This window comes from Bradyrhizobium amphicarpaeae, from assembly GCF_002266435.3.
Classification (GTDB): domain Bacteria; phylum Pseudomonadota; class Alphaproteobacteria; order Rhizobiales; family Xanthobacteraceae; genus Bradyrhizobium; species Bradyrhizobium amphicarpaeae.
In genome coordinates this window covers 4345558-4367129 of sequence record NZ_CP029426.2, presented here as the reverse complement: position 1 = coordinate 4367129, position 21572 = coordinate 4345558, and the positions used below count along the sequence as shown (strand labels likewise).

At 64.7% G+C, this 21572-nt stretch carries 24 protein-coding genes and 1 tRNA gene; 13 read left to right on the top strand and 12 right to left on the bottom strand.

All coding sequences use genetic code 11. The annotated features are described in order from the left end of the window. Positions 1–34: 34 nt before the first annotated feature. Positions 35–418 carry a VOC family protein gene (locus CIT40_RS20360; RefSeq protein WP_094892027.1) on the bottom strand — a complete coding sequence of 128 codons (384 nt, stop codon included), beginning with the start codon at positions 416–418 and terminating at the stop codon, positions 35–37. Between the two features lie 179 nt (positions 419–597). Here CIT40_RS20360 and CIT40_RS20355 point away from each other — a divergent pair, with 179 nt between their 5' ends. From CIT40_RS20355 to CIT40_RS20345, 3 genes are all read left to right on the top strand, one after another. Then, positions 598–1170 (top strand): hypothetical protein, encoded by a 573-nt coding sequence (locus CIT40_RS20355; protein ID WP_094892071.1) that lies wholly within the window; start codon positions 598–600, stop codon positions 1168–1170. Positions 1171–1329: 159 nt separating this feature from the next. After that, positions 1330–1875 (top strand): hypothetical protein, encoded by a 546-nt coding sequence (locus tag CIT40_RS20350; RefSeq protein WP_094892026.1) that lies wholly within the window; start codon positions 1330–1332, stop codon positions 1873–1875. Positions 1876–2032: 157 nt separating this feature from the next. Next, positions 2033–2109: transfer RNA gene (locus CIT40_RS20345), tRNA-Arg, on the top strand. 41 nt (positions 2110–2150) lie between these two features. On the opposite strand, the gene CIT40_RS20340 is transcribed toward CIT40_RS20345, so the two are convergent. The 3 genes from CIT40_RS20340 to CIT40_RS20330 form a co-directional block, all read right to left on the bottom strand. After that, entirely contained in the window at positions 2151–2303 is a 153-nt protein-coding gene (locus CIT40_RS20340) for a hypothetical protein (RefSeq protein WP_167443363.1), read from the bottom strand. Positions 2304–2450: 147 nt separating this feature from the next. Continuing rightward, on the bottom strand, positions 2451–3419 hold the full coding sequence (locus tag CIT40_RS20335) for an AraC family transcriptional regulator (RefSeq protein WP_162307585.1): 969 nt from the start codon (positions 3417–3419) through the stop codon (positions 2451–2453). A 286-nt stretch (positions 3420–3705) separates the two neighbouring features. After that, the gene (locus CIT40_RS20330) at positions 3706–3996 is read right to left on the bottom strand and encodes a hypothetical protein (protein WP_094892025.1); all 291 of its coding nucleotides are present in this window, start codon (positions 3994–3996) and stop codon (positions 3706–3708) included. Between the two features lie 301 nt (positions 3997–4297). Between CIT40_RS20330 and CIT40_RS20325 the strand changes: the two genes are divergently transcribed. Next, the gene (locus tag CIT40_RS20325) at positions 4298–4759 is read left to right on the top strand and encodes a host attachment protein (protein WP_094892024.1); all 462 of its coding nucleotides are present in this window, start codon (positions 4298–4300) and stop codon (positions 4757–4759) included. A 28-nt stretch (positions 4760–4787) separates the two neighbouring features. Here the strand turns inward: CIT40_RS20325 and CIT40_RS20320 are convergent, their stop codons facing one another. Continuing rightward, complete coding sequence (locus tag CIT40_RS20320; protein ID WP_094892023.1) at positions 4788–5051, bottom strand: hypothetical protein; 264 nt, start codon at positions 5049–5051, stop codon at positions 4788–4790. A 290-nt stretch (positions 5052–5341) separates the two neighbouring features. Here CIT40_RS20320 and CIT40_RS20315 point away from each other — a divergent pair, with 290 nt between their 5' ends. Both CIT40_RS20315 and CIT40_RS20310 read left to right on the top strand, forming a co-directional pair. Next, a complete protein-coding gene (locus tag CIT40_RS20315) occupies positions 5342–5788 on the top strand; it encodes a hypothetical protein (RefSeq protein WP_094892022.1) in 447 nt (148 codons plus the stop codon). 93 nt (positions 5789–5881) lie between these two features. After that, entirely contained in the window at positions 5882–6754 is an 873-nt protein-coding gene (locus CIT40_RS20310) for a DMT family transporter (protein WP_094892021.1), read from the top strand. Between the two features lie 128 nt (positions 6755–6882). Here the strand turns inward: CIT40_RS20310 and CIT40_RS20305 are convergent, their stop codons facing one another. Both CIT40_RS20305 and CIT40_RS20300 read right to left on the bottom strand, forming a co-directional pair. After that, entirely contained in the window at positions 6883–7176 is a 294-nt protein-coding gene (locus tag CIT40_RS20305) for a histone (protein ID WP_094892020.1), read from the bottom strand. A 66-nt stretch (positions 7177–7242) separates the two neighbouring features. Beyond that, positions 7243–8673 carry a cryptochrome/photolyase family protein gene (locus tag CIT40_RS20300; protein WP_094892019.1) on the bottom strand — a complete coding sequence of 477 codons (1431 nt, stop codon included), beginning with the start codon at positions 8671–8673 and terminating at the stop codon, positions 7243–7245. 128 nt (positions 8674–8801) lie between these two features. Here CIT40_RS20300 and CIT40_RS20295 point away from each other — a divergent pair, with 128 nt between their 5' ends. After that, positions 8802–10532, top strand: a complete 1731-nt coding sequence (locus CIT40_RS20295) for a methyl-accepting chemotaxis protein (RefSeq protein ID WP_094892018.1) — start codon at positions 8802–8804, stop codon at positions 10530–10532. 80 nt (positions 10533–10612) lie between these two features. Here CIT40_RS20295 and CIT40_RS20290 read toward each other — a convergent pair whose 3' ends face one another. Then, on the bottom strand, positions 10613–11272 hold the full coding sequence (locus CIT40_RS20290) for a peroxiredoxin (RefSeq protein WP_094892017.1): 660 nt from the start codon (positions 11270–11272) through the stop codon (positions 10613–10615). 392 nt (positions 11273–11664) lie between these two features. Between CIT40_RS20290 and CIT40_RS20285 the strand changes: the two genes are divergently transcribed. Continuing rightward, positions 11665–12237 carry a hypothetical protein gene (locus CIT40_RS20285; protein WP_094892016.1) on the top strand — a complete coding sequence of 191 codons (573 nt, stop codon included), beginning with the start codon at positions 11665–11667 and terminating at the stop codon, positions 12235–12237. A 39-nt stretch (positions 12238–12276) separates the two neighbouring features. Here CIT40_RS20285 and CIT40_RS20280 read toward each other — a convergent pair whose 3' ends face one another. Both CIT40_RS20280 and CIT40_RS20275 read right to left on the bottom strand, forming a co-directional pair. Then, positions 12277–14130: an alkaline phosphatase family protein gene (locus CIT40_RS20280; protein ID WP_094892015.1), complete on the bottom strand. Its 1854-nt coding sequence runs from the start codon at positions 14128–14130 to the stop codon at positions 12277–12279. Positions 14131–15359: 1229 nt separating this feature from the next. Beyond that, the gene (locus CIT40_RS20275; protein WP_094892014.1) at positions 15360–15641 is read right to left on the bottom strand and encodes a hypothetical protein; all 282 of its coding nucleotides are present in this window, start codon (positions 15639–15641) and stop codon (positions 15360–15362) included. Between the two features lie 280 nt (positions 15642–15921). Between CIT40_RS20275 and CIT40_RS20270 the strand changes: the two genes are divergently transcribed. Further along, positions 15922–16365, top strand: coding sequence for a hypothetical protein (locus CIT40_RS20270; RefSeq protein ID WP_162307584.1), 444 nt, complete (start codon positions 15922–15924; stop codon positions 16363–16365). Positions 16366–16368: 3 nt separating this feature from the next. On the opposite strand, the gene CIT40_RS20265 is transcribed toward CIT40_RS20270, so the two are convergent. Continuing rightward, on the bottom strand, positions 16369–17211 hold the full coding sequence (locus CIT40_RS20265) for a GNAT family N-acetyltransferase (RefSeq protein WP_094892068.1): 843 nt from the start codon (positions 17209–17211) through the stop codon (positions 16369–16371). Between the two features lie 115 nt (positions 17212–17326). Between CIT40_RS20265 and CIT40_RS20260 the strand changes: the two genes are divergently transcribed. The 4 genes from CIT40_RS20260 to CIT40_RS20245 all read left to right on the top strand — a co-directional run bounded on the left by CIT40_RS20260 (position 17327) and on the right by CIT40_RS20245 (position 20218). Next, positions 17327–18031, top strand: a complete 705-nt coding sequence (locus tag CIT40_RS20260; protein WP_094892013.1) for an SDR family oxidoreductase — start codon at positions 17327–17329, stop codon at positions 18029–18031. A gap of 272 nt (positions 18032–18303) precedes the next feature. Further along, on the top strand, positions 18304–19134 hold the full coding sequence (locus CIT40_RS20255; RefSeq protein WP_094892012.1) for an outer membrane protein: 831 nt from the start codon (positions 18304–18306) through the stop codon (positions 19132–19134). 203 nt (positions 19135–19337) lie between these two features. Further along, entirely contained in the window at positions 19338–19724 is a 387-nt protein-coding gene (locus tag CIT40_RS20250) for an ArsR/SmtB family transcription factor (protein ID WP_094892011.1), read from the top strand. A 2-nt stretch (positions 19725–19726) separates the two neighbouring features. After that, the gene (locus CIT40_RS20245) at positions 19727–20218 is read left to right on the top strand and encodes an SRPBCC family protein (RefSeq protein WP_162307876.1); all 492 of its coding nucleotides are present in this window, start codon (positions 19727–19729) and stop codon (positions 20216–20218) included. A gap of 132 nt (positions 20219–20350) precedes the next feature. Here CIT40_RS20245 and CIT40_RS20240 read toward each other — a convergent pair whose 3' ends face one another. Further along, positions 20351–21571, bottom strand: coding sequence for an ABC transporter substrate-binding protein (locus tag CIT40_RS20240; protein WP_094892009.1), 1221 nt, complete (start codon positions 21569–21571; stop codon positions 20351–20353). Position 21572 lies beyond the last annotated feature (1 nt).

Genomic DNA, 21572 nt, shown 5'->3' with positions numbered 1-21572 from the left:
CCGGCGGCACGTCGTCCGGTGAGCTCGTGTCGGATCAGGTATATTTCTTGTCGCGCTCGAGCAGCTCGATGGAGATGCCTTCGGGGCCGCGGATGAAGCAGATGCGCACGCCGGGCCGGATGGTGGTCGGCTCGCGCGTGAACGTGACCCCCTTCGCCTTGATCTCGGCGGCGACGGCGTCGATGTCCTTCACCGCCAGGCCGAAATGGTCGAGGCCCTGATGCGGGTGCGGAGGCGGCGGGTTGACGGCGTTGTCGCCCTCGAGCGGCGCGATGAAGATCCTGGCACCGCCAAGGTTCACCTCAAGCCGCCCCGGCGCACCAACGATCTCGCCACCGAGGATGTCCCGCAGCCAGGCCGCCGTGGCCTCCGGATCGGGGCTGCGCAGATGGACGTGATCCCAAGTGACGACTGGCATTTCAATTTCTCCCGACGGGCGCTTTGATGTTGCAACGCATGTTAGCGGCCGTGGGCGGTGATCGCCACCGTCCTTGCCGATTCGCAGCTGCGCGGGAACCTTAATTCGTCGTCCGGATTAAGGTAAGCAGTGGCCGGGTCCATGATTGAATGGGCTTCGCCGCGATCGGTGATGCAAGCATGAACGCCAGGCTCGACCGGATCGGATTAGGGCGCTTCGCCGGGACCGGCGAACGACTGGCGCGGATGGTAACGATCGTCACCGTCTCGTTTGGCCGCAGCCTGTTATGGCTGCTCGCGGGCATCATCGTCGGCTGCGGCGTCTGGATGCTGCTCCCTCTCTCCAAAGGCAATAGTGCTGAGCCGGCGAAGGCGGAGTTTGCGGCGGTCGAGCCGGCTCCTTCAGCCGATGCGGCTGCAGCGGTGTCGCCGGTCTCGGAAGCCCAGGTACCGGCGATGGCCGAACTCGGTCGTCTCAGGATTTCATCTCAGACCTGGCGCCGCGGCGGCCTTGGCTCGAAGGCGCTGTTGACGTTCACGCTGCGAAACGACAATGACTATGCCGTAAAGGATGTCGAGATCGTCTGCGCTTTCGCGCGCCGCGACGGCAGTCATCTCACCGACCGCAGCCGTGTGCTGGCGGATCCGGTCAGCATGAGGAGCCGCAAGACCTTTGCGCGGATCCCCGTCGGCTTCGTCAACGTGAACGCCGATCAGGCAAAATGTTCGCTGGTTGCCGCACGCCGCGCCTAGCGGTGGCACGTTCCGGTAGCGGAAAAGTTACCCTCTTTGGTCCTTGGCGAAAAAACCTCGCGTCGCCATTTGAACCGAATGGCTGGGCCAGGAACCAATTAGCAGATCGCCTGTTGAGGCGTAGAGCCCACGCGCAGATGCGGGGGGCGGAGCGCGGTCATGCCCATCTTTCGGTATTTCGTCTTTGTTGGTGGAGCCCTGCTCGCACTGCTGTTCGCGGCGAATTTCGTTTACCCGGCGGCGCCCGTGGCGCAGCAGGCTGTTGCGACCGCAAGCAACGATCAGCCCCTGATCCGAATCCGGTCCGATCGGCACCTGCCTGAGCGCGTCGTCCTCGACACCAGCCAGCCGACGATTGCCGCGTCAGCGGTAAAGACCGCCGCTGTCGTTGCACCTCAACCGCCGGCGCAGGACAGCACGTCGGCAGCGCTCGCCGAAATGTCGGCCAAGGCGCGGGTGCGCGATACGTTCGCCCAGTTCACGCCGTCGCTGAGGGCGGATACCGCCGCAGCCGGGAAGCCCGAAGCCAAGCCGCAGGTCGCCCAGGCTCAACTATCTCAGGGGCGCGTTTCTGCCCAGGCCTCTCCGGTCCAGGCTCAGCCCAAGCGCAAGGTCGCCAGGACGCATCCGGCGCAGCAGCAGGGACGACCGATGATGCTGGTTGCCCAGCAGCCCCATTTCGGCCTCTTCGACACGACCTGGTGAGAGCGCCTCCGATCCGCCTCGAAACGGGGCGGGGAGGGCTTTTTATTGGTCGGTCTCTCTGCTAATTCCAACCCATCCGAACCGCCGTCCGGTGTGCTGGCTCGTCAGCCGCCGGTCCGGCAAGTCTCGGTTTGTGGCTCGGCACCGCCCGGGCCAGGCGCTCGTAGCTCAGCTGGATAGAGCATCGGATTTCGATTCCGAGGGTCGGGAGTTCGAATCTCTCCGAGCGCGCCATTTCATCGGGATGCCGCCGAAGCGCTGACGCGCAGCGACGTCTACTTGCCCTGGATCTTCAGTCCGTTCGGTCCGACATTGATCTGCACTCCGTCCGGCTGCTTCTTCTCCTGGTAGAGATTGTAGCCAAGCACGCCTGCGGTGACGACCAGAGCGCCGATAATCAGAAACAGTACGTTACGGTTGATAGACATTCTTTCTCTGAACCCCTGCATGGAAAACCCCGCGCTATGGTCGCGCGGGGTGCCTCAGCGCGTCCCCGGGGCGGCCGGCGGCTCACTGCTCTGACGGGCAACGCGGCTGGAGGGAACCAGTTCCCTTGCTGCTGTGCAGGAGATGGGTCAGCTTGACGAGACCAGGCCGCCTTGTCGCCCCCGCGCCAGCGTGTCGGAGGGCGCCTCGTGGAATGTCGCGCGGTAGACCGCGGCGAACTCGCCGAGATGATGGAAGCCCTGCGCGCGCGCGCACGTGGCGACGGTGGCGCCGCCGCCCTTGAGCAGGCGGGCGCGGGTCGCCCACAACCTCTTGAGGCGAATGTACTGGTGCAGGCTCATGCCACGCACCTTGCTGACCGCGCCACCGAGCGTCCGGACCGAGACGCCGAACTCACCGGCGAGATCGGCCGTGTAGATCGGGGCAGTGGGGTAGGCCGCGACGTAATCGTCGATCCGCTGCACGAGCTTGATCGAACGCTCGCCCTGAATAGAGGCGGTCCGGTCCGACGTCGTATCGATCCGAAACAGATCGTCGAGGGCGAGCAGCAAGCCCTCCTGCAGATGGGTCGCCACCTCGGTGGATTCGAACAGGAGCGGCTGCACTGACGCGGTTCGCAGGATGTCGAGCAGGAGCTGCCGCGTATGGAGCAGGGCAGGCCGGTTTGCGACATGGGCTCGCAAATCATTGCCGTGATCGAACCAACCCCGGTCTCTCAGCGCAGGGGACAAGATGACCATTGCATGATAATTAGCCTGAGGCTCGACGAAATGGCATTCATCGTTGCCGCGGAGCGTCACGAAATAGCGCGCGTCGAGATCGAGGCCCTTGACGTTGGCCTGGAGGTCGTCGGTCATGGACAGGAGCACCATCCCACCCGGCATCCGGTAGGCGGTGTCGAGGATGCGCGCGAACGATCTCATCATGATGATACGGCAGGCCGGCAGGCAGACGACGGCGCGGGCTGCGGAGAAGTTCGAGATGTCGAGCGGAATGCTTTTCGAGTCCTCCATGGACTCGATCGGCCGAAACGCGTCGACGTCGGCAAAGCCGGTCAGCTGAAGGGCAGAGGACGGAGCAAGGGCGTCGAACAACATCGGCCGACTTCTGAAATGTGGCAATGAAATGAACGTCGATGGACCCACATCAATGGCGAAACATCGCGTTCCAGTAAATCGAATTCCAGACCGTAGTATTGCGGATATCATACCAAGGCCTTGGCCCGGTCGATGCCGCCGTCGTTTTCGCAGCCTGCTTCCTAGAATGACGGTGGGGCGGATCTTATCCTTGATCCAGATCAGTTCTTGCAATCGCGCCGGGCCAGCGAGGACCGCGCAAGCATGGTCTCGCGAAGCGAAGGGGCCTCGAGGGCCCCTTCAAATGTTACCAGCGGCGATAGCCGTAATAGCCATAAGGTCGTGGGCGGTAATAGCGCGGCGGCCCGTAATAGCGGGGGCCGTAATAGGGCCGGGGCCCATAATACCCATAGTAGTTCGGGCGCCAAAAGCAACGCCCCCAGACGTCGCAGACCATGCGGACCTGCTCGATGCCGGAGGCCTGCGGCGTCGCAGGCGCGGGCGCGATGGGCATGGCGGACGCCGCCGTCGACGCCGCCAAGGCACCAAACATGGCACCGGACAGGGCTGCGGCGACGAGGCCGATCTTGAGATTCATGATGTCTTCCTCCGCTTACGCGATCCAGGATCGAACTTGTTCTGATCAAATTGTGGCGGAACCGAAATGTAATGCTGATGAACAATTCTTCAGCCGGTCCGCCGCAGGCCGGACTCAACCCTGCCAGATTAGCCCCGGTTCGAGCGAGTGACCCATGCTGCGCTCGCGCTGCCTGCAGGACATCCGATGCCGTTCTTGATCCTGCGCAATTCGCCGTCGATGCATCGTTCGTAGTCTTGTCGCGCGGCCAGTGCTTCGACCAATTCGAAGGGCTGGCTCACAGGTTGCTTGGAGCTGTGCAATGGACAAGATGAGACTAGACAAGGGCGACTGGCTGGTCGTGTGCGATGGGCGCAAGGCGCTGATTCTGGAAAACCTCGGCGACGGGATGTTTCCGAACCTTCACACCAGGGAGGTGCACGAGCAGCCCAATCCCTCGACCAGCGCGCAAGGGACCGATGCGCCGGGGCGATTGCACGCCGCAGCCGGCGGCGCTCGCAGCTCGGTCGAGCAGACCGATTGGCACGACGAGGCCGAGCGCGCCTTCCTGCGAAGCCTGGCCGGCCGGCTCGATGCCGCCGTCAGCTCCGGCGAGACCACGGCCCTGACCATGGTGGCCTCACCGCGCGCGCTCGGCATGATCCGCGCCGATTACTCCGACGTCATGCGCAAGGCACTCCGGGCCGAGATCGGCAAGGATCTCGTCAAGCTGCCGGTCTACGAGATCGAGAAACAATTGCTGCTGTCGGGCGCTGCTAAATAGACGTGCCCGCGGGGACCGCGCCGGCCCCTCAGTAGCAGGGGTGCCGGCGGCGGTCCTGGCCGACATAGGCGGCCGCGCTCTGGTAGCAGTGGTTGGTCGATGGGCCGTCGTAGAAGGCGAAGGTGCCGGGGGTGATGCCGGGGCCGTAATTGTGCACATAGCTGATCGGGTAGGGCAGCGGATTGGCGTAGGAGCGGTGGTGCCGGTGATGGCCCCGCGCCTCCGCGAGGCCAGGGGCTAGGATTGCGGCCGACAGGGCAGCAACCGCGGCTACAAGCTTGAACTTGCTCATCTCGATTCTCCGGAACCCGCGAAGTGATCAGCTATCTATAGCCACTTCGGACCTCCGGGGCACCCGTCCGGCGCCGGGAAATTCGGGCCAATTCCACAGATTCCCGGGTAGGTGTGACCGAATTGTCGGAGATGCGGCCGAAGCCTGCCCATTTTTGGCCTTTTCGGGATGCTTAACGAATTCCCCACACAAGTATGACCAAAGACTATTCGGTTAAGAATCCTGCCGCCGGCTTTTGAGACTCCCTTCGAGGCCGGTCCATTCCTGAAGGCTTTCGCCGTCACGCCGCCATGCGCATCACGCTTCTGAGCCTGCTGTTGCTCTGCCTCGCCGCCGCCACGCCGGCGCGGGCCGAGCTGCATATCACCCGCGATCACGGCGGCTATGTCGAGGAATACAAGGCCAAATACAAGCGGGTCCGCGAGAAGGGCGAGCGGGTCATCATCGACGGCATCTGCAATTCGGCCTGCACGCTGGTGCTCGGCATCGTGCCGATGAACAAGATCTGCGTGACGCCCCGCGCCAGCCTCGGCTTCCACCAAGCCTATTACGACAAGGCCTTCACCTTCGGCATCAAGGTCACCAGCTCGGAAGGCACGTCCGACCTGATGTCCTACTACCCCGACACGGTGAAGGACTGGATCCGCCGCAATGGCGGGCTCACCACCGACATGAAGAAAATCAAGAACGGCGTCGAGCTCTGGAAGATCATCGATCCCTGTCCGGACGAATGGTGAGCGGCTGAACCGACATCGCCCGTCGCAGCGCAGCATCGTGCCGGCCGAAATTCGCATTGCCGCATAGCCTCCGGTGGGGCAATGAGGGCGGCAATGAACCATAATCAAGAAGCCCTGACCGCCCGCATTGCGCCGATCCTGTTCGTCCTGCTCTGGAGCACCGGATTCATCGGCACCAAATACGTCGTCAACAATGCCGATCCCTTGACCTATCTCGCCATCCGGATGGCGATCGTGGTCGGCCTGATGGCGATGATCGCTGCGATCGCGCGGCCGAAATGGCCTGATCGCACCGGCATCGCGCACAGCGCCGTCGCCGGCATCCTCGTCCACGGCTTCTATCTCGGCGGCACTGCGATCGCGATCGCGCATTCGATCCCGGCCGGGCTCTCCGCGCTGATTCCGGGCCTGCAGCCGATCCTGACCTCGACCATCGCCAACCGCTGGCTCGGCGAGCGGGTGACGCCCGTGCAATGGGCCGGGCTCGTGCTCGGCCTCGGCGGCGTGGTCATGATCCTGCACAACCGCCCGATGACCGGGGAGGCCGGGCTCGGCTGGCTCGCCTCGGTGGTCTCGCTGATCAGCATCACGCTCGGCACGCTGTATCAGCGCCGCTACTGCAACCAGATCGACTGGCGCGCCGGCAATCTCGTGCAATATGTCGCCGTCACCATCTTCTTCGCGATCGGCGCGTTCCTGTTCGAAGACCGCGTGGTGCACTGGACGCGGGAGTTCGTGCTCGCGCTCGGCTGGCTCGCGGTCGCGCTCTCGATCGGATCGATCGGGCTGCTGTACTGGCTGATCCGCCACGCCGCGGCCACCTCGGTCGCGAGCCTGTTCTATCTCGTGCCTGCGGTGACCGCGCTGATGGCTTATGTGCTGTTCGGAGAGAAGCTCGACGCGCTGGCGATCGCCGGAATGGGGATGTGCGCAGCCGCCGTGTTCGTGGTCAACAGGCGCTCGTAGGCGACGGAATACATCCCTGACCCGCGCGCATCACCCGGGCCGGCGCGCCTCCAAGCCGCGAGGGCAGGGTATCCCGGGAGCAGGTCTCCGGGCGCGCCCGCACCCGGAGACCTGCTCGCGCGGCGCGATCAGCGTTTGGCCTTGCCAGCCTTCTTTTTCGACTTGACGGCTTTCTTGCCGGACTTCTTCGCGGACTTTTTTGCAGTTTTCTTGGTCGCCTTCTTGGCCGCTTTCTTCGACGACTTCTTTGCAGCCTTCTTCGAGCTCTTCTTGGAAGCCTTCTTCGGCGCTACTTTCTTCGCGACCTTCTTGGCGGCTTTCCGGACCTTCTTGACGGCAGTAACCGCCGCATCCTTGGTCGCTTCCACGGCGCTGGTGATCGCGTCCATCGCCTGTTCGGTGATCGGCTTATCGTCGTCCATATCGTCCCCCGCAGTTTGATTGGAGCGATGACGATAGCGGGTTTCGAAATTGTGTCAAAGCAGCGTTCAACTTCTGCGAATCTTCGCGTAGGCGGCGAGCGCGCGCTCACGCCCTTTGGCGTGGTCGACGATCGGCTGCGGATAGGTCTTGCCGAGCGAGACGCCAGCGCTCGCGAGCTCGATCGGCGTCGCCTGCCACGGCTGGTGAATCAGCTTGGCCGGCATGTCCTTCAACTCCGGCACCCAGCGCCGAACGTAGGTTCCATCCGGATCGAACTTCTCGCCCTGGAGCTGCGGATTGAACACGCGGAAATAGGGCGCGGCATCGGCGCCGCAGCCGGCGACCCATTGCCAATTGGCGGGATTGCTGCCGGCATCCGCATCGACCAGCGTGTCCCAGAACCAGCTCTCGCCATCGCGCCAGTCGATCAGCAAGTGCTTGACCAGGAACGAGGCCACCACCATCCGCACCCGGTTGTGCATCACGCCGGTGTGCCAGAGCTCGCGCAGGCCGGCGTCGACGATGGGGTACCCGGTAGCCCCGCTCTGCCAGGCGGCGAGCGCGGTCTTGTCGCCCTTCCATGGGAAGGCGTCGAAGTTCGTTTGCAGGTTCTCGGTGGCGAGGTCGGGATGGTCGTGCAGCAGGTGACGGCAGAACTCGCGCCAGCCGAGTTCGCTGAGGAACTTTTCGATGCCGGGCCCGAGGGCCGGCTCTTCCGCCGCAGCGAACCGCGCCGCATGCCAGACCTGGCGCGGGCTGATCTCGCCGAACCGCAGATGCGGTGACAGGCCCGAGGTGCCCTCGCGGTCCGGGCGGTCGCGGTCGCCGACATAGACGCGCGCGGTGTGCTTGAGGAAGTCGCGCAGGCGTGCCCGCGCGGAGGCTTCGCCCGGGCTCCAAGTCTCGCGCAGGCCGCCCGCCCAATCCGGTCTGGTCGGCTCGAGCTTCCAGCTCTCCAGCCGGTCGCTTGCGATCTTCGGACCCGGCCGCAGCTCTTTCGGCGCAGGCAGCGGTTTCGGCGGATCGCCGAGCGACAGCACCCGCCGCCAGAACGGCGTGAATACGCGCAAGGCCCGGCCTTCCTTGTTACGGATCGCGGAGGGCTGGACCAGGAGGTCGCCGGGGAAGCTTTGTGGGTCCACGCCGAGCTTTGCCAGCGCCGCTTCGAGCCGCCGCTCGACCGCCTGATGCGGCGCTTGCGCTATCGCATTCCAGTAGACGGCGCAGGCGCCGCTTTCGCGTGCCAGCTCGGCGACGGCCTTGGCCGCCGGTCCCTTGCGCAGGACCAGAGATCCACCGCGCGCGGCAATTTCGGCGCCCAGCGCCCGCAACGACTGCGCCAGCCACCAGCGCGCTGCTGCGCCGGGCGGCCGCCCGGCGGTATCGTCCAGCACATAAAGGTAGATCACCGGCGAGCCGGTTTTGGCGGCGGCGTGGAGGGCGGGATGGTCGGACAGGCGAAGGTCATCGCGGAACCAGACAATGACGGGCGGCATGCTTGGCGTGGTCAGGGGATCCTCGTTTACAATTTGGAAAGCATGCCGGGGGCGGCGGTGCGAACCAGCGTTAATTTTACCGTAAGTCAACTGCACGATTATGCAGGAATTACGGGGGTGGTCCATTCATGTCCAACGCTTCGACTGGGAAGTTCATGCCGCAGTTCAAGCTGGGCACCAAGGCGGTCCTGTGTGCCGTGCTGCTGATCGCCGTGAATACGGCGCTGGTGGTCGGCGCCGGCTATTGGTCGCTCACCTCCGCCTTCAATGATCGCGCATTGCGCGACATCGAGGTCAATCTGCGCACGCTGGCACTGGCCTTCACCGAGACCGTTCCGGCCGCCAAGGTCACGATGCGGGATGGTACGGTCGTCCGCGCCGAGATCCCCAAGATGCCCGATTTCAAGGATCACGCCGTCGTCGATCGCGCGGTGTCCTATGTCGGCGGCAATGCGACCCTGTTCGTGTTCGACGATGCGAGCGGGCAGTTCGTGCGACGCTCGACCAACGTGAAAAAGGAAAATGGCGACCGCGCCGTCGGCACCCAGCTTGCCGCCGACCATCCGGGGCAGGTGCCGCTGCGCCGGGGCGAGGCCTATAAGGGTCCGGCCACGCTGTTCGGCAAAACGTTCATGACCGCCTACTTCCCGATTCTGGACGCGACCGGCAAAGTCGTCGGCATTCTCTATGTCGGCATTCCGATGATCCAGTACGAGACCATGCTGTCCCACGCCATCGAGAGCATGGCGGTTGCTGCCGGGCTCGCCGGGCTCTTGGTTCTGGTCCTGACCCTGCTGGTCGTCCGCCGCGTCACCCGGCCGCTCACCTCCGTCACGCGCTCGCTCACCGCGCTTGCCGAAGGCAAGAGCGACGTCGCGATCGAATGCGAGGATCGCGCCGACGAGATCGGCGAGATCGCCCGCACGGTCGCGGTGTTCCGGAGCAATTCGCAGGAGCGGGCGCGCATGCGCAGCGAACAGGCGGCAGCAACGACTGCCGCGGCCGAGCAGCGCAAGGCGGAGCTGCGCAGCTTCGTCGAACAGTTCCGCGGCAGCGTCGGTGGCATTCTCGACAAGGTGCTGACGTCGTCGGGCGAGTTCGAGCGCGTGGCGCGGCAGCTCACCGACGTCGCACGCTCCACCGCCGATCTGTCGGCCCAGTCCGCCGGCGCCTCCGAAGATGCCTCCGAGCACGTGCGTTCGGCGGCGTCGGCTTCCGACGAGCTGTCTCAATCGATCTCCGAGATCACCCGGCGGGTGCAGGAATCGAACGCGATTTCCGCCGAGGCGGTGCACCAGGCCGAGGCGACCGACCAGCGCATCGCGCAGCTCTCCGAGGCGGGCGCGCGCATTGGCGACGTCGTCAAGCTGATCACCTCGATCGCCGAGCAGACCAATTTGTTGGCGCTGAACGCCACCATCGAGGCCGCGCGCGCGGGCGACGCCGGTCGCGGTTTTGCGGTGGTGGCCCAGGAGGTCAAGACGCTGGCCGGCCAGACCGCGAAAGCGACCGACGAGATCTCGAACCAGATCGCCAGCATGCAGCTTGCGACCGAGGAATCGGTCGTCGCCATCAAGGCGATCAGCCAGACCATCGAACGCATCAGCGGCATCGCCGGCTCGATCTCGGCTGCGGTCGAGCAGCAGAAAAGCGCGACCCACAACATCGTGGCGAGCGTTCGCGCCGCGGTCTCGGGCACGGCCGAGGTCGCCGTCAACGTCCGTCACGCCGCCAAGGGCGCCAGCGAGACCGGGGAGACGTCGAGCCGGATGTTTGTCTCCGCACAGGCGCTGTCGGGCGAGAGCCTGCATCTCAAGGCTGAGGTCGACAGCTTCCTCGAGCGGGTGCACGCGGCCTGATCCAGCGTCGAGATCCCGGGTTCGCGCTTGCGCGCGCCCCGGGATGGCTTTTTGCGGTTGCTGTGCGCAACCGCCAAAAATCATTTCGGCTGCGGCACGATGCGGATGTAGGGCTTCGGCTCTTTCCAGCCCTGCGGGTAGATCGTCTTGGCCTCGTCGTTGGAGACCGAGCCGGCGATGATGACGTCGTCGCCCTGCGCCCAGTCGGCCGGCGTCGCGACGCGATGCTTGGCGGTGAGCTGGAGCGAGTCGATGACGCGCAGGATTTCCTGGAAGTTCCGGCCCGTGGTCATCGGATAGACCAGCACCAGCTTGATCTTCTTGTCGGGACCGATGACGAAGACGTTGCGGACGGTCTGGTTGTCGGCGGCGGTGCGAACGAGGGGATCGCCCGAGATCGCGGCCGGCAGCATGCCGTACAGCTTCGAGACGTTGTAGTCGGTATCGGCAATCATCGGGAAGTTCGGCGCGGCCCCTTGCGTCTCCTTGATGTCTTCCGACCATTTGGCATGACGATCGACCGGGTCGACCGAAAGGCCCATCAGCTTGACGCCGCGCTTGTCGAATTCCGGCTTCAGCCTGGCGAGCGCGCCGAGCTCGGTCGTGCACACCGGCGTGAAGTCTTTCGGGTGCGAGAACAACAGCGCCCAGCTGTTGCCGATCCAGTCGTGAAACTTGATCTTCCCTTCGGTGGTCTCGGCCTCGAAGTCGGGTGCGGTGGCGCCGATCGGAAGTGTCATGATTTTACCTCATCGCATTGAATTGACTGGATAATTCGTATCTGCCGTCGGCCCCAGTATAGGGGTCTTAAGGGCCCAAGTGAACGCCAACTGAACCGGCTCAAGTAAAATGTGAATTCCTTCCTCGAAGCGCCGATTTCCTAGCAACTTATTGTTACAGCAGCACCTGCGGCGAAACATCCCGATCCGGGGTCACACGGTCTCGCTCGCCCCGATAATGCCTTTTATGACTTCCATCACGCTCGCCCGGCCCGTCCGAGAACCGAAACGGTCCTGACAGCGACCAATTGGCAACCATCTCGAAAAGTCGCGATCCCTATATCGAATCGTTAACCACCCCTTTACGTCGGCATGAAAATGCTGACCGTTCAGAAGAAATCTGGAAGTGAACTATGTCCGCCGCTGCGCCTAAATCTGTTGAGCCGTCGTCCCTCGAACCGTCCTGCCGCGATACCGCGGCCCATGCACTCTCCATCGTGCGCGACGGCGTGATCACGGGCGAAGGCCCTACCACCAAGGGAAGGGTTCATTTCTCCCGCTCGCTCGATGCCGACGACACCGCCTGGTGCACGCGCATCCTGACCGCCACCGCCGTCAACGACCAGCCGGTCAGCCGCACCGAGGCCGAGGTCCTGTTCGAGATCAACGAAGCCGCGACCGAACGCACCGATGGCGGCCGCTTCGACGATCTGCTTGCCAAGGCGGTTGCGCACTATGCCGCAAGCGCCTCGGGCCTGAAGGTGCCGCCGCGCAGCGTCGCGCTGTCGGCCGACACCGACATCGAGAGCTGGGCGCCGTCCTACGCCTCCAAGGTCAACAGCGAGATGCTGGAGTGGATCGCCGGGCAGATGCGCGGCAAGCGCCACAACAACCGTCGGCTGATGGTGATGGTGGCGACCTTCCTGGGCGCCACCGCACTGCCTCTGGCGGGCCAATTGCCGAACGTGTTCGACATCGGCATGTAACATCGCGCGCCTCTCACGAGGAGCATCCGGACGGCGGGGTTATTTCCCCGCCGTTTTTTGTTTGCCGGTATCCACCTCGAGCCCGAGCGTGCGGCCGGGGAAGCCGGCGGCGTCGAAATAGCGCTGGCTGCCGACGCGCTGGAAATTCAGCACGGTGGTCAGGCCGCCCTCGGCGGGCCTGGATTTCATCGTGCCGGCATAGGCCTTCGGCACGGTGCCGTTGGGCATGGCCTCCGACATCACGCGGCCGACCAGCTCTCCCTTCTCAGAGGCGCGCAGCCCCATCAGCCGGGCGGCCGTCATGCCGACATCGGCATTGCTGACCGGGATCGCGCTGACATAGCCGGCTTTGAAGTCCGGGCCGATCGCCGCCATGAAGTTCATGGTGTCGCCGCGGCTGAAGCTGCCATGCATGCCCTGGCCCTGGCGCAGCACGGTGTCGGCGACCTGCACCGAGCAGTTGGTCGGCGCTTCGCCGCAATTGCTGGCGTAGGAGCGGAAGTTGACGACGATCGACGGCGTCGGTGTCGCCGCCTTGCCGCGCAGATTGATGCTCGACAGCGGCAAGGTGCCGGGGAAGCGGCCGAGCGAGTCGTCGACGAACAGGCCGGAGACGTAGTCCTGCGCGAGCAGTGCCTTGATGGTCTTGGCGGCCAGCTGCCTGTCCTTGTTCGGGAGATAGACGAGGTCGGAGCCGCCATTGGTGGCGACGACGAGGTCGGGCTTTTCCGGATCCTTGCCGAGCACGCCGTTGCCGGCCTTGGGATGCTTGTTGCCCTCGATCTTCGCGTTCTTGTCGTTGGGGTCGAACAGCGGCAGGTCGAGCGCCTTGGCGAGGTCGAGCGCCAGGAAGCCCATCGGCAGGAAGTCGTTCGGCGTGTCGTCATAGCTGACCTTGGCCGAGGGGCTGGTCTTGCTCTCCTTGGAGATGGTCGAGAAGCCGTGATCGGCCGAGACGATGATGTTGGTGGAGGCCGCAAGCCCGAGCTCGTCCAGCGCCTTGCGGAGCTGGGCGAGGTTGGTGTCGGCGTTCCTGATGCCGGCCATCGAGGTCGGACCGTTGATGCCGGGCAGGATCTGGTTGAGGCTGTCGCCGGTGTTGTGCTGGCTGCCGTCGGGGTCGCGCGACCAGAACACCAGCACGAACGGCTTGTTGCGCGCCTTGAACATCGGCAGCACCACCTTGGCGGCGACGTCGGCGAAATAGGCCTGCTGCGCGACGTTGGCGACAATGGTGCCGGGCGTCTTGGCATCGCCCGCCTTGGAATTGTCGCCGCGCGGCGGCGTGGCGAGGGGCAGGCCGGCCTTGGTCAGCGCGTCTTTCACTTCGTCCGACAGTGCGACGCCGTTCTTGCCGCCAGTGGAATCGTCGAACACGACGGAGTGCAGGCCGGCCTTCTCGGGCTTGTCGGTGTGGTCGAACTGATAGGTCGGGCCGACCTTGCCGATCGCGGCGGTGCTGAGGCCCTTGTCGCGGGCCAGCTTCAGGATGGTGTCCTCGTTGAGGTAGTTGCCTTTGAAATGCTCGTCGATGTCGCCGAGCACGGCGTCGTTCTCGATGAAGGGGACCACGGTGTTGCCGGCCGGAGCGGAGGTGTAGCTGGTCCAGATCGTGTTGGAGAACACGCCGGTGTCGCCGAGATAATGGCCGGTCGACATCGCCGAGCCGTTGGCCATGGTGAAGGTCGGGAAGAGCGAGTGCGAATTCTTGAAGTTGACGCCCTTGTCGCGGATCTCGGCCATGGCGGGCGCCGTTTCGGGGGTAACCTTCAGCGCGCGCAGACCGTCCGGAATGAACAGGATCAAATTGCGCGGCGTGTTGTTCTGGGCGGAAGCAAATCCGGTGGATAGCACTGTCAGTCCGGCGGACAGCAACACCAGTGAACGGCGCATCGAAATCTCCCTGCGAGGCGGCTCGGCCGCAACCCGCGGCCCCCGGGGCCGCAACCCGCGGTCCCAGGTTCGTTTAGTTTCGCTGCATGACCGTTTTGTTACAAGGCCCGTCGCCGATGCAAGAGGTTGGGGAGGAGGCTTGTCAGTCTCGCGTCCCGGACGCGCTGCAGCGTTCTTGCGCTGCTGCGCAGAGCCGGGACCGAGGACCACGGCGCGCACCGATGCATGGGCCCCGGCTCTGCAGCGCATCACACCGGACGATGCTCCGCATCGCCGGGAGTGCTGCGCCGCGTTCGGGGCACGAGAGCGGTGTTTTGGCGCGCGAGGTCAAGCCATACACAATCTCTCCGCGCTCGCAATATCCGTCCCGTCATCCTGAGGTGCGAGGCGTGCGATGCGAACGCATCGCATGCTGAGCCTCGAAGGATGAGCGGCCGAGCTGGTGCAGCCGGGCTGTCGCCCTTCGAGGGCCGCTGAAGAAGCGGCCGCCTCAGGGTGACGGTCTGAGATGATGCATGCGGCAGCATTCGAAAGCCAGGACTTGCAGACATGGCTTCGCATCCTCGCGGCGCATTTCGCCCGAGCTTTGTTTTGATCGCTTCACCCTCGATAGAAAGAGGGCGCAGGGAAGACCGGGCGCCGGCTGGCACCCGCGGTCCACTGTGCGAATCCTGCGTGACAAGAAGCTGCACAGCGGCATACAGGTGTAGCCAGGACATCCCGGCCTTCCCTGCGGAGTGGCTTTACGGCTTATGTCGTGCTCTCCCCGGGAGCGTTGCACTATTGCCCCGTCGCCTTGCGGATGGCTGATGCGTGCGCCCGGTTGGGCCCTCCACATCACCGCAACACTTGACGCCAGACTGCGGGCGCCAGGACCACACGATTTTGCCGTACGCTAGAATCACACCGGTCGTGTGCGCGAGGCGCCTTGCTCACGGTTGCCCGCCCTGCAAAACCCTTCGCGCCGATGTCACCTGCGTCCACCGCCGTCCGGCCCGCGTTCGTGACGATCGCGATACGCCCCTCTTCCTTGGGCCGGGTCGAGGCGATGCATACGCCCTTTCCGAAATTCGGTAAAGTGGAATATTTTCGTCAGCGCGCGTTGACCCACGGCTGGCGTGTTTTGCCCGTCGGGCAGCGCAAGGGATTGTGGCCCGGTAGAACGGCCGTCGGCGCAAACGAAAGGCCCACCGTTCGTGATGAACGGTGGGCCTGATCGCGGACGGTGCTTACCAGCGATAAGCGCCGGTCAGCGTGCCGTTGTTGTTGCCGTCAGGGCCGACGTCGCCCTGCGTCGAGCTCGGGGTCGGATGGTTGGTGCCGTTGAGCGCACCATAGGGCCTCTCGACACCAGGATAATACGCGCGCGGTTGAACCAGCTCGTAAGCGGGCGCGGTACGGTCCCAGCCGGCGCGACGGCCGTTCCAATCATAGCCCTGTGCCGAGGCGGCGGCGGTGCCGGCGATGAGGGACGCGGTGATGAGACCGAGAAGTTTGGCCTTGTGCTGCATTTGAGATGCTCCTTCTTGTTGGAAGCCAACGGTTGCACTGCGGGAGCGTTCCGGGTCGCGTCCGGCGGAACGATCAAACTCCGATCACCTGGTTATGAAGTGCGCGTGATTGGGAGCGGCGCGTATCCGGCGATTCCGGGCGCTCTTGTCGCACCGGTTCCCGCGCCAAGACCGTGTCTTAACCAATAATTAATTATAGGTTTGCGGGTGAACGACGGGCCGGCCTAGCTTGGCCGAGGGGGGCCGCGATCCGCGTAAGTCAAACGAGTTGGTGCGTAACATGACCTATCAAATTCATGGGGCCTTGCTCGCCTCGTTCAGCGCAGCCGCGCTGCTCCTCAGCCCTGTCGACAGTTTTGCCAGACCCGGCGGCGCCGCGCCGCACGGGATGAGCGCCGCGCCATCCGGTGCCATGGCGCGTGCGCCGATTGGAGCGGGGGCCCGGTTCCACCGTCGGAGCAACCCCTTCGTCTACTGGCCAGGCGGCGGCGGCTTCTACGACGGCGCCGGCTACAGCCAGCCCTTCGTCGATGCCGGGCAGCCTGTTACCACCGACGTGCGCTACACCTACACCTACGATGTCCCCTGGGACTGGTCGCATCGCTTCCCGCCGAACGTGGTGCCGTCCGACCGGCCCTATGTGCCGAGCTGCCCGACGGAGCAGGTGACCGTGCCCGGCCGCGGCGGCAGCGAGCACATCGTCAACATCATGCGCTGCTACTGAGTTTCAGCCCAGCTCGAAGCTGGTGACGCCGAAGACGCGGTCGATCCGCAGCGGCGGGACCGCGCCGGTGTACATCCGCGCCGTCTCGAACACCGGCTTGAGGCCAAGCGCTTCCGCGAGTGCGACCGCCTCGCGATTGACGGCGGGAACGTCGAGGAAGATTTCGCCGCCATCGGCGCTCGCCAGCAAAGCCTGCACGATCGCCTCCGCCGCTGCGCGGTCGTCGGCGACGAGCGGGCCGATCTTGCAGCCGGTCAGGCAGGGCCGGACCACGCCCCACGCGGCGAGCCTGCCGTTTCGCACGAGCGCGCGGCCGACATGGCCTGACGTGCCGATCCAGGCGCGCAGGAAGGCGCTGCGTCGGGCCGGGAAGACCGTGGCATCGTCGGCGTCCACCAGCGCAAACGGAATCGTGTCGAGCGCAACGACGTCAGTGGGCGGCCTCGAGGGTGCGGCGACGATGCCGCCATAGCGGATGTTGGCGTAGGCGAGCTGGAAGCCGGATTTCCTGTAATTGTCCTGCTGCGCCACGACACCGTCGAGCCCGATCACGCGCGCGCCCGCATGCGCGATCGCCGCGTTCCAGATGCGCAGGCCGTGGCCGGAGCCGCGAAGATCCGCACGCACGATGTAGAAGCCGAGGAAGGCGAAGCGGTCATCGTAATTGACGCAGGAGACGGTCGCCACCGGCTCGCCGTCGATCTCGCCGACGAAGAAGCCTCGCGCGTCGGGAATTGCGAAGCAGGCGGCATCCGAGAGGCCAGGATTCCAGCCTTCGGCTGCGGCCCAGTCGACGGCGAGGGAGATGTCCCCGGGGCGCAGATTGCGGATCAGCAAATCACTCATCGCGGGTTGCTCATGACGGATGCTCTCGACCATGGACCTGCCGACGGGTCTGGCTGTAGAAGGCCGCATGATAGGCCGAGCCTGCGGCTCGCCTCAACTGAAGGGATGATCGGTCATGGCAGCAGAGAAGGTCGCGCTCGTCACCGCGGGCGGCAGCGGCATGGGGGCGGGAGCCGCGCGGCGGCTCGCGGCGGACGGCTTTCGCGTCGCGATCCTGTCGTCCTCCGGCAAGGGCGAGGCGCTGGCGGCCGAGCTCGGCGGGTTCGGGGTCACCGGCTCCAACAGGAAGAATGACGATGTGAAGCGCCTCGTCGACGGCGCCATGGCGAAGTGGGGACGGATCGACGTGCTCGTCAACAGCGCAGGCCACGGGCCGCGTGCACCCATCACCGAGATTACCGACGAGCAGTGGCACACCGGCCTCGACACCTATCTCTTGAACGTGATCCGTCCGACGCGGCTGGTGACGCCGATCATGCAGGCGCAAAAGGGTGGCGCCATCATCAACATCTCGACGGCCTGGGCGTTCGAGCCGAGCGCGATGTTCCCGACCTCGGCGGTGTTTCGCGCAGGGCTCGCCGCCTTCACCAAGATCTTCACCGACGCCCATGCGGCCGACAACATCCGCATGAACAACGTCCTGCCGGGCTGGATCGACAGCCTGCCGCAGCAGGATTCGCGCCGCGACAGCGTGCCGATGAAGCGCTACGGCAAGGTCGAGGAGATCGCCGCGACGATCGCGTTCCTGGCCTCCGAGGGCGCTGCCTACATCACCGGCCAAAACATCAGGGTCGATGGCGGGCTGACTCGCTCGGTCTGAAGTGCCTTGGTCTCGAAGCGGGCTTCTCGTAGCCTTGTCGCGACGCGACGCCGGCGTGCGTTGCGCGCCGCCGATGGGGGATGATGCGTGGCTCCCCGGTCACACCGGTCATTCGTTCGCACGATCTGAGACGCACATTGCGTCACAGTCCTTGCGAACTTCGCCGCAGCCCAAGACGAGCAGCGCCGTGCGCCCTATGCCCTGACTACGCCGGTTGCCTTCAACCGCGCATTCAAAACGCGAGGTCGATCGCGTCGGGCAAGGAGACTGGAATGAAGAAGTTTTTGCTGGCGGCCGCATCGCTTGTGCTCGGCACCGCCTCCGTGCAGGCAGCCGACCTTGCGGCGCATTACACCAAGGCGCCGATGATGGCGCCGGTCTACAACTGGACCGGCTTCTACGTCGGCGGCAATGTCGGCGGGCAGTGGGGCAGTTCCGATCTCAGCACCTCGACGGTGTTTTCCCCGACAGGCTATTTTGCGACCAGCAGCGTCTCCGCCGTCAACACGGTCGGTGCCCAAGGCGCCAACAGCTCCAGCGTGACCGGCGGCTTCACGGCCGGCTATAATTGGCAGGTCAACCACGCCGTGCTCGGCCTCGAAGGCGACATCAACTATTTCGGCTTCAAGGGCAGCGCGAGCGGTTCGGCAGTCTATCCATGCTGCGCGCCGACCGGCTTCACTGTGTCGTCGTCGGTTTCGGCCGACTGGCTCGCCACCATCCGCGGCCGCATTGGTTTCCTCGCGGCTCCGAGCTGGCTGCTCTACGCCTCGGGCGGCGCGGCGATCGCGGAGGTGAGGGGCAATTTCAACTTCACCGATACGTTCGCGGCGGCGACGGAATCCGCAGCCATCCGCGACACCCGCCTCGGCTGGACCGCGGGCGTCGGCACCGAATACGCCTTCGGTGGCGGCTGGTCGCTCAAGGCCGAATATCTCTACGTCGATCTCGGCCGCGCCAGCGCGACCAGCACGAACCTCACGACTGCGGGCCTCGGCGCTTTCCCGAGCAGCGTCTACACCCACTCGGTCGACCTCAAATCGAACATCGTGCGCGTCGGCGTGAACTACAAGTTCGGCGGACCGGTCGTCGCCCGGTATTGATCCATCCCGGTCCCATCCTGATGTGGAAAGCCCCGGCCCGGCCGGGGCTTTCTATTTTAGGATCGGGGTCGCAGCGCAATCCGGGGCGGTCGTCGCTTGCGGCAGGCTCCCGGATTTCGCTTGCGCTCCATCCGGGCTGCAAAACTTAGCCATTCGGCTAACAAATATTGACTCTCCGCAGCCAATTGCCTATAGTTAGCTTCATGGCTAACCAATTATCCAGGCTCGATCAGGTTTTCGCAGCGCTTGCCGATCCCACAAGACGTGCGATCGTGATGCGGCTGTGTACCGGCGAGGCCTCCGTCGGCGAGCTCGCCGATCCCTTCGACATGGCGCTGCCGAGCTTCATGAAACACATCCATGTGCTGGAGACGAGCGGGCTCCTGCTGTCGGAGAAATCCGGCCGCGTGCGCACCTGCCGCCTCAGCCCGGATGCGCTGCTCGGCGCGGAGGACTGGTTCCAGCAGCAGCGCGCGATCTGGGAGGCGCGGCTCGACCGGTTCGAGGCCTATGTGATGAAGCTCAAGCAAGAGAAGGAGAGGGCGGCCGCCAAGCGGCCGTCCCGAACAACCAAACGGAAAGGGTCTTGATGATGACGAGTTCTGCCAATCCCGCTTTGTCGCAATGGTCGCTCGACCGTGAGATCGTGATGTCGCGCGTGATCGACGCGCCGCGCGATCTGGTGTTCGAGGCGTGGTCCGACCCGAAGCATCTGCCGCAATGGTTCGGGCCGAAGGGATTCAAGGTCGAGACCTTCGAGATCGACGTCCGCGTCGGCGGCGTCTGGCGCTTCAACATGATCGGCCCCGACGGCACGGTCTATCCGAACCGCATGCGCTTCCGCCGCATCGAGCGGCCGTCGCTGATGGAGATGGATCACGGCGTCGACCAGGACGAGGATCCCGGCATGTTCCGCTTCACCGTCACCTTTGCCGAGCAGAGCAACGGCAAGACCGTGCTGATGATGCGCCAGCTGGCCTCCAGCACCGCGCAGCGCGACGGCATGATCGGTTTCGGCGCCGTCGAATACGGCTACCAGACGCTGGACAAGCTGGCGGCCTATGTGGACGGCATGAAGGGGTAAGCCACAGTCTTAGTCGTCATGCCCGGGCGTGTCCCGGGCATCACGTTATTCGTGCTGCGCGGTCAGGTGTGGACGGCCGGGACAGTCCCGGCCTTGACGAGAGGAGTGAGGAACGGCGCCTAATCCGCATCCTCACTCCTTCGCCTCGTCCGTCACGATGTCGCCGAGCTTCTGCCAGTGCTGGCCGTCGAACTGCACCATCTGGAACTGTTTGTTGACGCGATAGTCGGTCGGCGAGGTCGTGACCGAGATCCCCGGCAGCGTCAAATCGAGCACGACGTTCTTGAGGTTGGCGGCCTGCCGCATCACGTTGTCGCGGGTCAGATCGTCGCCGCATTGCTTCAGCACCTGCACCAGGAGCTGGGCCGTGATGTACCCGTAGACGTTCAGGTTCGAATCCTTGTCGCCTTCGGGATAGTATTTCGCCATGAAGGCGAGATAGCGCTTCATGCCGGGATCGTCCTTCCATTCGGGATCGGCGGCATCCTTGACATAGCCGACGCTGACGACGCCCTTGGAATTCTCCAGGCCAGCAGGCTTCAGCACGGCGCTGACCGAGGAGGCGTTGATGTCGATGATGTGCAGCGGCTTCCAGCCGATCTCGGCGACCTTCTTGATCGCCTGCGCGGCCTGCTTCGGCGTCGTGGCGCTGAACAGCACGTCGGCGCCGGCATCCTTCAGCCGCAGGATCTGCGAGTCGATCGTCGGCTCGGTGATCTCGTAGGAGGTCTCGGCCACGATCATCCTGGCCTTGTCGCCAAGGCCGGCCTTGAGGCCGGCGAGATAGTCCTTGCCGAGGTCGTCGTTCTGGTAGAGCACGCCGATCTTGGCGTTCGGATGGTTCTTCAGCAAATACTGCGCGTAGATGCGGCCCTCGACGAGGTAGGAGGGGTTGAAGCCCATGGTCCAGGGAAAGTTCTTGGGGTCGGTGAAGCGCGCCGCGCCGGTCGCGGCGAACAGCTGCGGGATCTTCTTGGCGTTGAGATATTTCTGCACGGCGACGTTCGGCGCGGTGCCGATGATCTGGAACGTCAGCAGCACCTCGTCGCTTTCGACCAGCTTGCGGGTCTGCTCCACGGTCTTCGGGGGCGAGTAAGCGTCGTCATACTGGATCAGCTCGACCTTGCGGCCGTTCACGCCGCCCTCGTCGTTGATCATCTTCATATAGGCGGCCTGGGTCTTGCCGATCACGGCATAGGCCGAGGCCGGACCGCTGAGCGGCACGGTCTGGCCGACCTTGATCGCGGTGTCGGAGGCGCCGACATCGTATTTCTTCTGCGCCTGCGCTGCTGAAATCGACAGTGCGAGAAGCAATGCGGAGGCTGCGATGTGTTTGAGAGAAGCGCTTGTCATG

Excerpts from the sequence above, each read along its gene's own strand:
- CIT40_RS20285 (WP_094892016.1), top strand. The coding sequence starts at position 11,665 with ATGTCCGCCGCTGCGCCTAAATCTGTTGAGCCGTCGTCCCTCGAACCG.
- CIT40_RS20250 (WP_094892011.1), top strand. The coding sequence starts at position 19,338 with ATGGCTAACCAATTATCCAGGCTCGATCAGGTTTTCGCAGCGCTTGCC.
- CIT40_RS20290 (WP_094892017.1), bottom strand. The coding sequence starts at position 11,272 with ATGACACTTCCGATCGGCGCCACCGCACCCGACTTCGAGGCCGAGACC.
- CIT40_RS20300 (WP_094892019.1), bottom strand. The coding sequence starts at position 8,673 with ATGCCGCCCGTCATTGTCTGGTTCCGCGATGACCTTCGCCTGTCCGAC.
- CIT40_RS20330 (WP_094892025.1), bottom strand. The coding sequence starts at position 3,996 with ATGAATCTCAAGATCGGCCTCGTCGCCGCAGCCCTGTCCGGTGCCATG.
- CIT40_RS20260 (WP_094892013.1), top strand. The coding sequence starts at position 17,327 with ATGGCAGCAGAGAAGGTCGCGCTCGTCACCGCGGGCGGCAGCGGCATG.
- CIT40_RS20325 (WP_094892024.1), top strand. The coding sequence starts at position 4,298 with ATGGACAAGATGAGACTAGACAAGGGCGACTGGCTGGTCGTGTGCGAT.
- CIT40_RS20310 (WP_094892021.1), top strand. The coding sequence starts at position 5,882 with ATGAACCATAATCAAGAAGCCCTGACCGCCCGCATTGCGCCGATCCTG.
- CIT40_RS20350 (WP_094892026.1), top strand. The coding sequence starts at position 1,330 with ATGCCCATCTTTCGGTATTTCGTCTTTGTTGGTGGAGCCCTGCTCGCA.
- CIT40_RS20280 (WP_094892015.1), bottom strand. The coding sequence starts at position 14,130 with ATGCGCCGTTCACTGGTGTTGCTGTCCGCCGGACTGACAGTGCTATCC.
- CIT40_RS20240 (WP_094892009.1), bottom strand. The coding sequence starts at position 21,571 with ATGACAAGCGCTTCTCTCAAACACATCGCAGCCTCCGCATTGCTTCTC.
- CIT40_RS20335 (WP_162307585.1), bottom strand. The coding sequence starts at position 3,419 with ATGTTGTTCGACGCCCTTGCTCCGTCCTCTGCCCTTCAGCTGACCGGC.
- CIT40_RS20275 (WP_094892014.1), bottom strand. The coding sequence starts at position 15,641 with ATGCAGCACAAGGCCAAACTTCTCGGTCTCATCACCGCGTCCCTCATC.
- CIT40_RS20245 (WP_162307876.1), top strand. The coding sequence starts at position 19,727 with ATGACGAGTTCTGCCAATCCCGCTTTGTCGCAATGGTCGCTCGACCGT.
- CIT40_RS20255 (WP_094892012.1), top strand. The coding sequence starts at position 18,304 with ATGAAGAAGTTTTTGCTGGCGGCCGCATCGCTTGTGCTCGGCACCGCC.
- CIT40_RS20360 (WP_094892027.1), bottom strand. The coding sequence starts at position 418 with ATGCCAGTCGTCACTTGGGATCACGTCCATCTGCGCAGCCCCGATCCG.
- CIT40_RS20340 (WP_167443363.1), bottom strand. The coding sequence starts at position 2,303 with ATGTCTATCAACCGTAACGTACTGTTTCTGATTATCGGCGCTCTGGTC.
- CIT40_RS20305 (WP_094892020.1), bottom strand. The coding sequence starts at position 7,176 with ATGGACGACGATAAGCCGATCACCGAACAGGCGATGGACGCGATCACC.
- CIT40_RS20295 (WP_094892018.1), top strand. The coding sequence starts at position 8,802 with ATGTCCAACGCTTCGACTGGGAAGTTCATGCCGCAGTTCAAGCTGGGC.
- CIT40_RS20270 (WP_162307584.1), top strand. The coding sequence starts at position 15,922 with ATGACCTATCAAATTCATGGGGCCTTGCTCGCCTCGTTCAGCGCAGCC.
- CIT40_RS20320 (WP_094892023.1), bottom strand. The coding sequence starts at position 5,051 with ATGAGCAAGTTCAAGCTTGTAGCCGCGGTTGCTGCCCTGTCGGCCGCA.
- CIT40_RS20315 (WP_094892022.1), top strand. The coding sequence starts at position 5,342 with ATGCGCATCACGCTTCTGAGCCTGCTGTTGCTCTGCCTCGCCGCCGCC.
- CIT40_RS20355 (WP_094892071.1), top strand. The coding sequence starts at position 598 with ATGAACGCCAGGCTCGACCGGATCGGATTAGGGCGCTTCGCCGGGACC.
- CIT40_RS20265 (WP_094892068.1), bottom strand. The coding sequence starts at position 17,211 with ATGAGTGATTTGCTGATCCGCAATCTGCGCCCCGGGGACATCTCCCTC.